This is a genomic window from Methanoregula sp. (genome assembly GCA_041645435.1).
Lineage (GTDB): Archaea > Halobacteriota > Methanomicrobia > Methanomicrobiales > Methanospirillaceae > Methanoregula.
On record JBAZQB010000010.1, the window covers coordinates 1 to 14,438 of the forward strand.

General features: G+C 53.1%; 13 protein-coding genes. 11 read left to right on the forward strand and 2 right to left on the reverse strand.

The window, feature by feature from the left end; genetic code table 11:
- Positions 1–173: 173 nt before the first annotated feature.
- From WC593_14750 to sepS, 9 genes are read left to right on the forward strand one after another with little or no spacing between them, the layout of a single operon-like run.
- Positions 174–575: a 6-carboxytetrahydropterin synthase gene (locus tag WC593_14750; protein MFA4826408.1), complete on the forward strand. Its 402-nt coding sequence runs from the start codon at positions 174–176 to the stop codon at positions 573–575.
- Positions 576–1,184 (forward strand): radical SAM protein, encoded by a 609-nt coding sequence (locus WC593_14755; protein ID MFA4826409.1) that lies wholly within the window; start codon positions 576–578, stop codon positions 1,182–1,184.
- Positions 1,181–1,846 carry a 7-cyano-7-deazaguanine synthase QueC gene (gene queC / locus WC593_14760; GenBank protein ID MFA4826410.1) on the forward strand — a complete coding sequence of 222 codons (666 nt, stop codon included), beginning with the start codon at positions 1,181–1,183 and terminating at the stop codon, positions 1,844–1,846. The genes WC593_14755 and queC overlap by 4 nt, the downstream gene beginning before the upstream one ends.
- Complete coding sequence (locus tag WC593_14765; GenBank protein ID MFA4826411.1) at positions 1,847–2,344, forward strand: NUDIX hydrolase; 498 nt, start codon at positions 1,847–1,849, stop codon at positions 2,342–2,344.
- A gap of 2 nt (positions 2,345–2,346) precedes the next feature.
- Entirely contained in the window at positions 2,347–3,252 is a 906-nt protein-coding gene (locus tag WC593_14770) for an alpha/beta hydrolase (protein ID MFA4826412.1), read from the forward strand.
- Between the two features lie 35 nt (positions 3,253–3,287).
- Entirely contained in the window at positions 3,288–4,559 is a 1,272-nt protein-coding gene (gene prf1, locus WC593_14775; protein MFA4826413.1) for a peptide chain release factor aRF-1, read from the forward strand.
- The gene (gene argS / locus WC593_14780; GenBank protein ID MFA4826414.1) at positions 4,559–6,223 is read left to right on the forward strand and encodes an arginine--tRNA ligase; all 1,665 of its coding nucleotides are present in this window, start codon (positions 4,559–4,561) and stop codon (positions 6,221–6,223) included. The genes prf1 and argS overlap by 1 nt, the downstream gene beginning before the upstream one ends.
- A complete protein-coding gene (gene twy1, locus WC593_14785) occupies positions 6,204–7,103 on the forward strand; it encodes a 4-demethylwyosine synthase TYW1 (GenBank protein ID MFA4826415.1) in 900 nt (299 codons plus the stop codon). Before argS ends, twy1 begins: the two co-directional genes overlap by 20 nt.
- The gene (gene sepS / locus WC593_14790; protein ID MFA4826416.1) at positions 7,100–8,752 is read left to right on the forward strand and encodes an O-phosphoserine--tRNA ligase; all 1,653 of its coding nucleotides are present in this window, start codon (positions 7,100–7,102) and stop codon (positions 8,750–8,752) included. The genes twy1 and sepS overlap by 4 nt, the downstream gene beginning before the upstream one ends.
- A gap of 192 nt (positions 8,753–8,944) precedes the next feature.
- Here the strand turns inward: sepS and WC593_14795 are convergent, their stop codons facing one another.
- Both WC593_14795 and WC593_14800 read right to left on the reverse strand, forming a co-directional pair.
- Complete coding sequence (locus tag WC593_14795) at positions 8,945–11,254, reverse strand: DEAD/DEAH box helicase (GenBank protein MFA4826417.1); 2,310 nt, start codon at positions 11,252–11,254, stop codon at positions 8,945–8,947.
- The gene (locus WC593_14800) at positions 11,244–12,332 is read right to left on the reverse strand and encodes a ribonuclease H-like domain-containing protein (protein MFA4826418.1); all 1,089 of its coding nucleotides are present in this window, start codon (positions 12,330–12,332) and stop codon (positions 11,244–11,246) included. The genes WC593_14795 and WC593_14800 overlap by 11 nt, the downstream gene beginning before the upstream one ends.
- Before the next feature lie 180 nt (positions 12,333–12,512).
- Here WC593_14800 and WC593_14805 point away from each other — a divergent pair, with 180 nt between their 5' ends.
- Both WC593_14805 and WC593_14810 read left to right on the forward strand, forming a co-directional pair.
- Complete coding sequence (locus tag WC593_14805; GenBank protein MFA4826419.1) at positions 12,513–13,283, forward strand: TIGR01458 family HAD-type hydrolase; 771 nt, start codon at positions 12,513–12,515, stop codon at positions 13,281–13,283.
- A gap of 219 nt (positions 13,284–13,502) precedes the next feature.
- A complete protein-coding gene (locus WC593_14810; GenBank protein MFA4826420.1) occupies positions 13,503–14,438 on the forward strand; it encodes a hypothetical protein in 936 nt (311 codons plus the stop codon).

Consider the following 14,438-nt stretch of genomic DNA (forward strand, 5'->3'; position numbering starts at 1 on the left):
CTGTCCCATTAAATAACCTCATTTTAGTTGTTTTTGTGGTTATCGATAACCCACACTGAGATATATACAATCGCGGGGGTCCGATTTATAAATTGTGGCACTCCACCTGCCTGTCTTATACTATTATCCCCCACTCATAATAATATTATATCCTGTAAGGCCAATGATATGCGATGAAAGTCGGGATCTATAAAGAGGTGCAGATCGATACCAGCCACCGTCTGCTCCATTACAAGGGGAAGTGCGCCAACCTCCACGGGCACCGGTGGAAAGTTGAGGTCTGGATGGAGGGGGAGCCGGACCCGGCAACGCAAATCCTGATCGATTACAGCCTGATCAAAGAGGTCATTAACAAGTACGATCACCAGATCATCCTGAACCGCGAAGACCCGATGGTATCCCGCATTGAGGAGTTCCACCCGGTTATCACCACACCTGGGGAACCGACCAGCGAACTGATGGCTGTCATTATTCGAGACGATCTCTCTGCCGTCTGCCGGGATCGGGGAATAAAGGCAACAGTAACTAAGATACGGGTCTGGGAATCCCCCACCGCCTGCGCCGAGCTCACCTGAATGAAGGTCACGGAAATCTTCAGGAGCCTTCAGGGGGAGGGGAAAAACCAGGGGAAATCCTGCCTCTTTATCCGGCTTGCCGGCTGCAACCTGAACTGCCACTGGTGCGATACGGAATACTCCCGTTCCGGAGGAAAGGAGATGAGTCTCGACGCAATTCTGGAACAGGTCTGGCGCATTAATCCGCCGTATGTCTGTATCACCGGGGGTGAACCGCTCATGCAGGCGGATTCGCTCGAACCGCTGCTCGCATCCCTGCACAAGCGGGGCGCGCTGGTAGACATTGAAACGAACGGGACATATGCATTTACCCGGCTGCAGCCGTACGCCTCGATCTGCATGGACGTGAAGTGCCCGTCATCCGGAGAGCAGAGCGATCTCTCCCTGCTCGATACCATCCGCCCGCAGGACAGCGTGAAGTTTGTCATCAAGGATGAAACGGATTGCCGGTATGCACAGCAGATCCTGGAGTCGCACCGGATTGCAGGAGAAGTTTTCTTCTCTCCCGTTGCGGGCAGCGATTATGCAACGATTGCACAATTTATACTGGCCAACAACCTGCCCGTCAGGTTCCAGCTGCAGCTGCACAAGATCATTGGTGTGAAATGAAAGCAGTATGTTTACTTTCCGGCGGCATGGACTCGTCCACGCTCGCATACCTGGCAAAGAGCGAAGGATATGATATCTGCGCCCTGCACCTGAACTACGGGCAGCGGACGGAATCCAAAGAACTTGCCTGCGCACAGAAGATAGCCTCCCTGCTCGATGCAAAAGAATTCATTGCGGTCAATGTCGGCTATTTTTCGCAGTTCGGGGAGAGCAGCCTCACCGATAAAAAAATTGCCGTCGAGGAATTTGATGCGGCACGGGCACATGTTCCCAATACGTATGTGCCGTTCCGGAATGCCAACCTGCTCTCCATTGCAACCAGTTTTGCCGAGGCGAAAGGCGCAGATGCGATCTTCATCGGGGTCCAGTCACTCGATTACAGCGGATACCCGGACTGCCGCCCACAGTTTATCGAGGCATTCCAGCGCGTGATCGATCTTGGTACAAAGGACACAACCACGATCACCCTAAAGACTCCCTTCATCCGTATGACTAAGACAGACATCCTGCACATGGGTATGAAACTCGGGGTCCCGTACGAGTATACGTGGTCCTGTTACCGGAATGAAGATAGGGCCTGCGGTACCTGCGGGTCCTGCCATTTCCGGAAGGAAGCATTTGCTGCAATCGGAAGACAAGACCCGATTCCCTACGAGGAATAAATGGAAATATTTCGCGGCAGGCGCCTCTGGATAGAGAGTCGTATGATCCGGCTCCCGAACGGGATTGAACGGGAAAAAGTGATCGTCCACCCGAGCAACGCCGTCGTGATTCTTCCCCTGGATGGCGACCGGTGCAAACTGGTAAAACAATACCGGTATGCCATAGACCAGTACATACTCGAAGCACCGGCAGGAACAATGGAACTGGGTGAAGATCCGTTACAGACTGCACACCGCGAACTGATCGAAGAGACGGGTTTTGCAGCGCAGTCGATGCAGGAGAAGGGGTTCATTTACACGACACCTGGATATACCGATGAGAAGATCTTCCTGTTCGAAGCCCGGAACCTCTCCCCCTCACAGGAGTACGGGAAAGATGAAGACGAAGTGATTGAGGTGGTGGATGTTGCCATTCGGGATCTGCCGACAATGATCCGTGAGGGCACGATCATTGATGCAAAGACGATCTGCCTGATCCACCGCTGTTTTGGGTGCTGATCATGCGTTCATACCTGACAATGGGAATTATCATTATCCTGCTCCTTGTGTGTGCCGGATGTGCAGGTACACCGGGCACAGGGACAAAACCTGCGTACTCAGTGGACAACAACGGCATTCTTTCCGTTACCTGCGCTCCAGTGACAACAAGTGAAAATGTGCTCTTCTCCAATGAAACCTATACCAAAACCCGGATTGTCCTGCACACGCAGAGCGGCGATGTGGTCACATATCTCGCTGCACCTAAAAACCCGAAGGCGGTAATCGTGTACGTTCCCGGAGCGGGTGAAAAGATCACCGGACATGAAGAGCGGATGATTCGGTATGCAGCAGCCGGTTATGCGTTCATGTTTACCGATATCCGGGGCAATGGTGCAGAAACCCCTGGCATCCCCTTCAGCCCGCAGATGGTCGAGCTGGATTTCAGCCGGTTTCAAAACGGGGACTGGCCACAATATTATCTTACGATATGCGATCTGGTAAGCGCGCAGAAGATTGTATCCGACCGGTTCTCAGTCCCGGTCTATGTAATGGGGTCAAGCAATGGGGGACGGTATGCAGCAGTCGCTGCCGGTGTTGATCCCCAATTCGCCGGGTACGTGGGAATCTCGACATCCGATTGGGGATTGCTGGACTCCGTGAAACACCAGGGCTACACAGGAGATCCCGTTCGGTTCGCCACATCAGTAGAGCCAAGCACCTATTTGACAAAAATCGCCCCGCGCCCGGTCTGGATCTTCCACACGTCAGGCGACCCGATCATCCCGTTTGCCAGCGGAAAACAGTTCTTTGAATCGGCACTGGAGCCCAAAACCTTCATCGAATTTTCCGGTGATCATGGCATCAACAGCGATGTCGATGCGCAGATCATTATGCACTGGGCGCAAATTTATGGCACACGAGAGTGAATAAGTAATAGCTCCAGAGAGGTTTGAGACCGGCAATGGCAGAAGAACGGGAAATGGACGACGCGCGAAAGCGTTACGAGTTCAAAAAGGCGCTCGAAAAGCTCGAGTTACAGCAGGGAGACGGGACGGAACTTATCACGATTTATATCCCCCCTGACAAGCAGATCTACGATGTTACCAACCAGCTCAAGGATGAGTTTGGCCAGTGTGCCAACATCAAGAGCAAACAGACCAAAACCAATGTCCAGAGTGCTATCTCCTCCATCCTCTCCCGGCTCAAGTACTACAAGCGCCCACCCCTGCATGGCCTTGCGATCTTCTGTGGTACCGTCAAAACCTATGGGGATCGTACGGATCTCCAGTGCACGATCGTTGAGCCCCCTGAACCTCTTAACCTCTACATGTATCGCTGCAGCTCGAACTTCGAGCTCGAGCCGCTCAAGCAGATGCTCGAAGAGAAGTCCATCTACGGGCTCCTCGTCCTTGACCGTCGGGAAGCGTATTGGGGCTTTTTGCGCGGCAACCGGATCGAACCCGTTGGCGGTACAACCTCAACAGTCCCGGGAAAGACGCGCAAAGGCGGCCAGTCCGCTGCCCGGTTCGGGCGTCTCAGGGAGATTGCGATTGCCGAGTTCTATACCAGAATAGGGGAGCGGTCCAGTGCCATATTCCTTGCAGAGAAAGATTTCTTCGAGCGGTTCAAAGGTTTGCTGATCGGGGGCCCCAGCCCGACAAAAGAGGAGTTTGAAGCAGGCAACTTTCTCCACCACGAGATCCAGAAGCGGATCATCGGGATCTTTGATGTAGCATATACCAACGAAGACGGACTTTCCGAACTGGTGGATGCGGCAAAGGACGCGCTCAAGGGCATGACCGTAGTCAAGGAAAAAGCGCTCATGGACAAGTTCCTCAAAGAGCTTGTCAAGGATACCAGCAATGCTGCCTACGGGGAAGAGAGTATCCGGAAAAATCTTGAAATCGGGGCGGTCGACACCCTGCTCCTCTCGGCAAACCTCCGTAAATCCCGGCTCCGGATAAAATGCCAGAACTGCGATTTCACTGATGAGAAGACGGTTCACATCGATGCAGGAAAAACGGTCGGGGATATCCCGCTCGGTTCTTGTCCGAAATGCACTGCACCGCTCATTCTCGATGAGGAGATCGATATCATCGATGAACTGACCAAACTCGCTGAACTGAGCAGTGCCAAAGTCGAGCTCATCTCCGATGATTTTGAAGAGGGGGCGATCCTCTTCACCGCATTTGGCGGAATTGCGGCAATACTGCGCTACAGGACGGGATGCTGATGTTACTGGAGAAACGAACGATACTGGAGCGCGTGCTCAGGGAGAGTACCGGTATGGAAGATGTGCTGCTGGCCGAAGGCGGGGAGCATGCCGATCTTGCCACGACTATTGCATTCGCACTGGCAAAGCAGAAGAAACAGGCGCCGGTCAAGATCGCACAGGACCTTGTGGCCGAGCTGGCAAAACATCCTGATCTCGCGGGAACACAGGTTGAAGCAAAAGGCCCGTATATCAATTTTATTTTCGGAAAGGAATATGTCAGCGAGACGGTGAAAGCCGCAATCCAGCCCGGCTACGGTTCGCTTGAGAAAAAAACAACCCGCGTGGTTCTCGAACACACGAGCGCCAACCCCAATGGTCCTCTCCACGTGGGACACATCCGGAACTCGATCATTGGGGATACGCTTGCACGGGCGTTCCGTAAAGCCGGCTACCGACTCGAAGTCCAGTACTATGTCAATGACATGGGGCGGCAGATCGCCATCGTGGTCTGGGGATTCACCCATCTCGACAGCACCCAGCAGGAAGGCGAGAAAGAGGATGCCCATATTGCCCGCATCTACATAGCCGCGAACCGCGAGATCGAGAAAGATCCGGCAATCACCCAGCAGGTCAATGAACTGATGCAACTCGTGGAGAAAGGCGATACTCCCACGGTTAAGAAGTTCAGGAACGAAGTCTCACGCTGCCTAGACGGGTTCAAGGTCACGATGAAGAACCTCAATGTTGCGCACGACCGGTTTGTCTGGGAGAGCGATTTCATCCGGAATGGCTATACCGAGAAGATCATCAACCGGATCAGGAAACTTCCGCAGGCACGACAGGAAGAGACCCTTGCACTCGATCTCTCGGAGTTCGGCTTCGAGAACAAGTACGTGATCCGGCGCAGCGATGGCACATCCGTCTATGCAGCCCGCGACCTTGCGTTTCATGCATGGAAAGGGGCGAATTTCGACCGGATGATCGATGTGCTCGGGGCTGACCACAAGCTGATCGGCGCCCAGCTCCAGTGCACCATGAAACTGCTTGGGGAGAAGGTACCGGAGATCGTCCACTTCGAGTTCGTATCCCTGCCGGAAGGGTCGATGAGCACCCGGGCTGGAAAGTTCGTCTCGGCCGACGACCTGATCACCGAGATCAACAAGCGGGCATACGATGAAGTGACCGCACGGAGACCCGAACTCGATGAACCGGCCCGGAGGGCAATTGCACAATCGGTCGGCCTTGCAGCGGTCCGCTACGATATCGTGAAAGTCTCTCCAGAAAAGAGCACGGTCTTTGACTGGAAGGAGGCACTGGACTTCGAACGCCAGAGCGGACCGTACATCCAGTACTCCCATGCCCGTGCCTGTAGTATTTTAGAGAAGGCAGGCCCGTTTGAAGAGTGCTACGATCTTGAGACACCGGCGGAAATTGCCCTTGCCAAACAGATTGCAAAGCTGCCCATGGTCATTGAACGGGTGATCGCGGAGCTCCGTCCGCATATCCTTGCCATATACTCCCGCGAACTTGCCGACACCTTCAACTCGTTCTACCACTTCGACCCGGTACTGAAAAGCGAGGGAAAAGTCCGCGATCGCCGGCTCACGCTGGTGAAAGCGGCGCAGAACACGCTCAAAGAATCGTTAGAGACACTTGGGATCGATGCCATCCGCACCATGTGATGCCCTGCGAAGACAGGGATACCAGTTTTTTTCAAAGACTTCGGGTGCCGCTCTCAAGCCCTGCATGTGGTGCAAACGGGCGCTCATGGGCGGCGACATGTGCTACAAGCACCAGTTCTACGGGATTGACAGTCACCGCTGCGTCCAGATGACCCCCACCCTGCGCTGCAACCAGCGCTGCCTTTTCTGCTGGCGATCCTATGAAGAGGAGATGCCCGAGGAAGAGGAATGCTCTCCGGAAACGATTCTTGCCGGTGTGCACAAGTTCCAGAAAAAGGCTCTTGCGGGATACAATGCTGTTCTTGACAATACGGTCACTCCCGAAAAATGGCAGGAAGCGCTGGATCCCAAACATGTCGCGATCTCGCTCTCCGGGGAGCCAACACTCTACAGCCAGCTCCCTGCGCTGATTGATCTCTTTAACGATACGGGCTATACGACATTTCTCGTGAGTAACGGCACAAACCCGGATATGCTCCGTCGGTGCCACCCGTACCAGATGTATGTCTCACTCGATGCACCGGATCGGGAGACCTACATCGCGGTATGCCGCCCGCAGGAGGATTACTGGGAACGCGTGAACGAGAGTCTTTCCCTGCTGGGAACACGGCGGTCCGCGGTACGGATCACCCTTGTTAAGGATCTCAATGATTTCGCACCGGAAAAATATGCAGCGATCCTGCAGGATTCTGGCGCGTCATTTGTGGAAGTGAAGGGATATATGTATCTGGGATACAGTAGAAACCGGTTGGCTAGAGAGAATATGCCGGAGCATGAGCGTGTGCGGGCGTTTGCAGAGCAGATTGCCGCCGCGAGCGATTACCGGTTCAAAGATGAGAATATATTGAGCAGAGTGGTCTGCCTGGAGCGTAAAACATGAGGTTCAATCCCGAAGAATGGAAACGAAAGTCGCATGAGAATTTTGAAGAAGCATGGCACGAAGGCCCGTCTGTTGTAACCCCGCCGGGACATGCGGCAACCTACCCGTGCCTCTCGTTCAAACGGGCTCAGGCACACCCGATCTTTGCCACGATAAACCGGCTCCGCGAGACCTACCTTTCGCTGGGATTTGATGAAGCCGAAAACCCGGTCATCATAGAGGAACAGGACATCTACCGGCAGTTCGGCCCTGAAGCAATGGCCGTGCTCGACCGGGTCTTCTATCTCGGGGGACTCCCGCGCCCGAACGTGGGGATCGCCCGGAAACAGCTCGATGAGATCAACGAGATCCTGATGAGCCACCGGAGCCCGCTCGTCCACCACGATGCGGTTCCGGTTGCACAAGCCCATCACCATGAACATTACCAGCCCATGACAAAGGAGACTGAGGAACACCTGAGGGAGACCCTTCATGCATACAAAAAATCGGAGATCGATGGCGATGAACTTACCTTCGAACTCTCGAAGGTGCTTGGCGTGGATGATGCACTGGTTGTGCACATCCTTGACGCGGTCTTTCCGGAGTTCAGGGCACTGGTCCCCGAATCCTCGCGTTCCACCCTCCGCAGTCACATGACGAGCGGCTGGTTCATGACGCTCGGCGCTATCTGGGAAAAAACAGCGCTCCCCATCCGTATGTTCTCGGTTGACCGGTGTTTCCGGCGCGAGCAGGCTGAAGGGCCGACCCGGCTGATGACCTATCACTCGGCATCATGTATCATTGCCGGCGAAGATGTCACCATAGAGGACGGTAAAGCGGTTAGCGAAGCGCTCCTCTCCGCATTCGGGTACACGGACTTCCGGTTCCAGCCGGATGAGAAACGATCCAAGTATTATATGCCGGATTCGCAGACCGAAGTCTACGCCCAGCACCCGGTCCATGGCTGGGTCGAAGTTGCAACGTTCGGAATGTACTCCCCCTCGGCACTTGCTGAGTATGGTATCGGGGTACCGGTGATGAACCTTGGGTTAGGTGTAGAGCGGCTTGCGATGATCGCGTACAATTCCAACGATGTCCGGCAACTCTGTTTCCCCCAGTTCTTCCCCCGGCCGATTACGGACAGGGAGATCGCCCGTGCAGTTCATGTGCGGGAAGAACCGGTGTCCCCGGAAGGAAAGCAGCTTGCAGCAGCGATCCTCCGTGTCGCCACCGCAAATGGCGCCGCTGCCGGGCCATGCTCGTTCGATGCATGGGAAGGGACTCTTGGCGGAGTGGTCATGAAAGTAGTTGTAGAAGAGCCAGAATCCAATGCAAAACTCTGCGGTCCTGCCTGCGCCAATGAAATATTCGTCCACGAGGGATCGATTCTCGGTGTACCAGATGTAGAGAAGTGGAAACAGGTGCGGACAGAGGGCGTGTCAACCGGCATCAGCTACCTGAGCGCAGTTGCAGCACTAGCGGCTGCCCGGATAGAAGAAGCTGCCCGGTGCGGGAAGTCCACCACGGTACAGGTAAAGATGGCGAAACTCCCCAGTGACATTAACCTGAAGATCGAGGAGTTTGCAATGCGTGCAGTGACAGACAATAACAAGAAAGTGGATGTGCGGGGGCCGGTATTCCTCTCTGTCCGCTCTACCATCAAAGAATAATTTGTTTTTTGTGCTCTGGAGAAATCCTGTTATTCTTTTTATCCGCTTATTTTTTTCTGCGTTCATGAGTATTGCTTATCTATCGCGCTTTCAAGTCCGGCGGAGGGTGGGAGTCGCGTGGGTACAATTGTTGTGGGGGGGTTATTCCCGGAACTCCAAAGAATGTGTACCATGGATTGCCCAAAGACCAGTTCACGAAGAGGCGGTTTCAGAGCTCGTGGAATCCATGGCGGATTCAGCGATCACAGATTCCCGGCAGAGGTCTCCAAGAATAAGCGTTGTCGCGTTCTTGTCGAGAGGCTGGTTGTCATTCCCACATTTGGGTGAGTAGATGCAGGACGGGCAGCCTTCATCGCACCGGCAGTCCCGCACCAGTGCATGGGCAGTGGCAAACAGATCGGGCAGGATCTCGTAGGCTTTCTCTGCAAGGCCGATGCCCCCTTCATAGCCATCGTACACAAATATGACCGGCTCCCCGTTCTCTCCATATGCGACGGATGACAATCCGCCGATGTCCCAGCGATCGCACATCACATGCAGGGGCATGAGGGCGATGAGGGCATGCTCGGCACCGTGCAGCCCACCGGCGAAATCCAGATTCCCCTTCAAAATATTCTGCTCCGTATCGGGAGAGGGGATGAGCCAGAATGCTTTCGTACTGAAGGTGAGTGGAGGTAGGGTGAGGGGCTCGACACCAAGAATGGTATCCCCGCGCTTGATCTTGTAACCGGTATACTGTTCGGTCACCTCTACTATCCCAAAGGCGCATTTCACCCCATTCAATTCACAGGTTTCGAGAGTCTCTATGACAGCAAGGTCTACCTCTTTTAAGGGCTGCGTGTAGTAATCCACGTCGGCTTCTGTCACCCGCACGGTATGGGTTTCCAGGTCTATCTCCTTGACAAGATACATCTCACCCTGGTGGAGGAGGATCGCGCCTTTGTGCGCTTCCCGGTATGCCTGCGCCCGGTCCAGGGTCTCAAGCATCCTGCCATGACACATAATACGGAATGATTCACCGGGGATCCCCCCAAGGCTTACCAGTTCGGCAGCTCTGCCCCGCCCGGAATATACCCAGCCACGCGCAGTCTTCCTGACAAGATCGGTGGCTGCAAGTTCCGGAAGCAACTGGGGGAATGTATCCCCGAAAAATACCCGGTCTTCATCCTCACGGAGAGGGAGCTCGGCTGCGGCGCACAGGAGATGCCCGGATACGATATAAGGATTCTCCGTATCAACAATCGCGTGTTCATTAGAACGCGAGAAGAACTGATCCGGGTGGTTCATGAAGTACTGGTCAAGGGGATTTGCCTGTGCAACAAGAAGGGCAAGGGATACATCTCCTTTCCTTCCGGCCCTGCCAGCCTGCTGCCAGGTAGACATCATGGTGCCCGGGTACCCGGAGATGATCACGGCATCGAGCGATCCGATATTAATGCCCAGCTCGAGCGCGTTTGTCGATACGACACCCTTCATCGTCCCGTCTTTGAGACGGGTTTCTATAGCCCGCCGGTCTTCGGGAAGATACCCCGCCCGGTAGGCACAGATCGCATCTGCGAGTTTAACACTCGAACGCCGTGCATCTTCCCGGGCCCAGAGGGTGACGAGTTCTGCCATCTTCCGCGAACCGGTAAAACACAGGGTCTGGAGATCGTTTTTCACGCAGGAGACCAGGAGGTCTTTTGTTTCCTGGTGCGTGGATCGTTCTCCTATACCATCGTAGAACGGGTTGTAGAGGACGAAGTGTTTCTTCCCGTGGGGGGAACCATTGCCATCGACCAGCTTAAAGGGATGACCGGTCAGCCGTGAGGAAAATTCCTCCGGGTTCGCCAGCGTTGCGGTGGACAGGATAAATTGCGGGCGTGAGCCGTAATGAAGGCAAAGCCGCGACAACCGCCGGATCAGCATCGCAATATGTGAACCGAATACCCCCCGGTACCGGTGTGCCTCATCGATGACAATAAACCGGAGATTCGCAAACAGCGGGCGCCATTTCATATGCCAGGACAGGACATGATGCATCTCATGCGGATTCGATATGATGATCCGCGAGTTATCCCGTATCGCCGCCCGTCGCGACTGGGGGGTATCCCCGTCATAGATGGCAGGTTTTGCTGAAATGCCGGTATAGTCTGCCATCTGCTCAAGCGTTGCGAGCTGGTCGTTTGACAGCGCTTTTGTCGGGTACAGGTACAATGCACGGGCATCCGGGTTAGCTTCAAGCGCGGAAAAAACCGGAATATTGAACGCCAGGGTCTTGCCGCTTGCCGTAGGTGTTGTGAGAATCACGTTTTTTCCGGCGTTAATGCGGTTGATGGCATCACACTGGTGCGTGTAAAGCCGGATGCCGTTCTGATCAAGGTATGAAGTGATACAATCGGAAAGAGGGGAATCGAGTGAACCGTAACAGGGGGGCCGGGGTTCAATAATTTCGGTGTGTACGACACGGCGATGATAAACCGGGTTGGTAGTGAGAAGCCGGATGACATCATCAACAGCCATAGGACTCCCCCATCAGGTGGAAAAACAACAGGGCAAGTGAGATAATATCCTGCCGGTTGTGTTCAACGATCGGGACGAGAGGGCCGCAATTACCCGTCCGCAGGTATGTTTCATAAAATTCCGGCACCATCTGGCCGGGGATATCATCCTCGCGATGAATATGCAGGACCTCGCGTTCCAGCGCTGTGAGTCGCATGGAGGGAAACTGATCCCGCCAGTGCCTGCGGCTGAAATGCAGGACATCAAAATGCGGGATGCGGGTACTGGAAGGAGTACTCATCCCATAGTACCCGAGCCGGTCATTGATGTAGGGAAGATCGAAGGCTTTACCGTTAAATGTCACGAGTGCTTTTCGGTCTCCGGACAAGTGGCGAATTGTCTCAAAGAGTGCTGCCTGTTCCTCCGCGATATCGCGGAGCAGGTACTGGTAGACATTCAGGGATCCGTTTTCCATAACGCCAATACCAAAGAGAATGATCGGCCGGGAGAACAGGCCCATGGTCTCGATATCAAGAAAGACATAATCCTCAGGTTCATGCAAACCTGCTGCACCCAGCACCAGGGAGTGCGATTTTGCATGCCGTTTACCGATGAGTTCCATGATATCACGCGAATCCCCGTGACACATACAGTCAATGACCGGGTGCACTTGCGATCGGTATTTAGGATGCTCAGCGAGATCATGCAGGGTCTCGTAACCCCTGGCCCGGAGTCGTTTTTCCGTTGCCCGGCCAATCCCCCGGACGAGAGTCAAATCACCGAGAATAGAGTTCCGGTACTGATCGAGATCGAATGCCGGGGGGTGAAGGGAGTGCGGGCTCATTAACGAGAAGCAGGTACCGCAATCATTGGATATCTCTTCCCCGGAAAAAACTGCTTCAAAAGGCCGATCATGGTAACCGGCGATCAGATGATCAAGCTGCTGCCGCGCCTGATCATACTCCGATGAAAAGACAACACTGTTAGAAAAACTCGTCCCGAATATGTTTCCATCCCGGACAACTTCGTATTCCTTCAGCGTCTGCATGCGCTGGTGCCAGAGGGATCCGATCCGGGCAGATGCTTGTAGTGCAGCCATCTTCAGGATTACATCCAGAAATGGACGTATAAACTTCCGGCCGTGCAGGGTGAAAGTGTAAAAACAGGTCTGATGCTGCAATGAGACAGTTAATCTTTCCGGGAACACAATCATTTTTACAGAGAGTGGTGCCGTGAAAAACCAGGCATTTTGGCGTGAAAGAAAAGACGGTCGTGATGCATGAAAGGAATCAAAGGCTTTCTCATCGATCTTGACGGGGTTCTTTACGTTGGGGATAATCCTATTGCAGGAGCACAGGATGCTATCGAACATCTTATGCAGGAAAACTACACGTTCCGGTTTGTCTCCAATACAACGCGGAAATGCCGGAAGACCATTGCCAGCCGGTTATCTGTCATGGGGTTTGACATCCCCGAGGAATATATTTTCACTCCACCTTTGGCAGCCGTTGCATATATGAAAAAAACCGGCAAACAACATTGCTGTCTTCTTACCACCGGGGATGTTGACCGGGATTTTAAACAGGTTTGTGCAAAAGATGCCGGTGCAAAGAAAGATTATGTGATAGTCGGCGATGCAGGGGATTCAGTCACCTATGACAGTCTCAATACAGCTTTTCGTCACCTCATGGAGGGAGCGGAGCTGATTGCGCTTGAAAAAGACCGGTACTGGATGGCACACGACGGCCTCTCTCTGTCAGCCGGCCCCTTTGTGCAGGCACTTGAGTTTGCATCCGGCAAGACGGCAATAGTTATGGGGAAACCCTCAAAAACATTCTTTGATCTTGCTCTCAACGATATGGGTTTACGAAACGAACAGGTCGCAATGATCGGAGACGACATCTTCACCGATATCGGAGGGGCTCATAATGCCGGGATGAGGAGCATCCTTGTCAGAACAGGTAAATTCCGTGAAGAGATAGTAAAGAGTGCAATAGTAAAACCAACGCATATCATCGATTCCATCGCTTCCCTGGAAAAAATTCTATGACCGGCACTACTCACACAATAAAACGGGGACAGATACATGACCCATAAAAATACCATATTTTTCCTGGTTTTTTTATTTATTTTTGCAATCGCCATACTGGCAGCATATATGGGAGGGCTGTTTCTCCCCCAAGCGTCGGTTGTTTCACCACATATCGTACCATTATCTTCTGATTCACGATCCATCGCTTCAACGCATTCGTATCCGTTTGGACAGGAAATGATTACAATCACTGTACCGGTCAGCGACGCTGTGTACCAGGGTGCAAAACTCGCAGTAAAGGATGTTACCATTTATGGAAATATCTCAGAATTCACGTGGGTTACAGAGAGTTACCATTCGATGATAAACGATCCTGCACAGGAGGATCTCTACCAGGCCTTGCTTAAGGAGTTCAGGAAGATTAAAACAGAAAAGGGACTTTCTGATGATCAATACCTCGAACTGATAACAACGTTCGTCCAGTCACTCAGGTACGAGACGCTCGCGGATAATCCTGCGAAATTTCCGGTTGAGACAGTTGTTGATGGTTCAGGAGATTGTGATGACAAGAGCCTGCTTCTTGCCGGACTTCTTTCCCGTGAGGGCTACAGGATTGCTCTGATGTCATTTAGACCAGAGGAACATATGGCAGTTGGGATAGCCGCTGATGATTATCTCTATAAAAACAGTAATTATTCCTATATCGAGACAACAAATATCTCCTTTGTCGGGGTCCCTGCGAGTACACTCCTTGGCGGTCGCACGCTGCAATCAAACCCGGTTATCATTCCCATTGGAAACGGTACGAAGATCTATACCGGCGGGAAGGAAACCCGCTCTATCAACAGTGCATATATTCAGTCTGAGCAGATTGTAAAGGAACTGGAACCACAGATAATTAGTCTTGAAGCGGATCTCAAGACACGGCAGGAAAGGATCACGCAGCTCGAATCACAGATGCAGAGCATGAAAGGATCGGGTAATACCCTGAATTATAATGCACAGGTACCCGTGCACAACGGGCTGGTCGCGGACTATAATGCAAATCTGAGCACATACCGGACACTATTTTCCCGATATGAAAAAGCGGTTCAGGTCCACAACTATATACTCAATCATAATTTCGACAGGTCTGGCGTTTATGAATATATACAACAGAATCTGCCATTATGA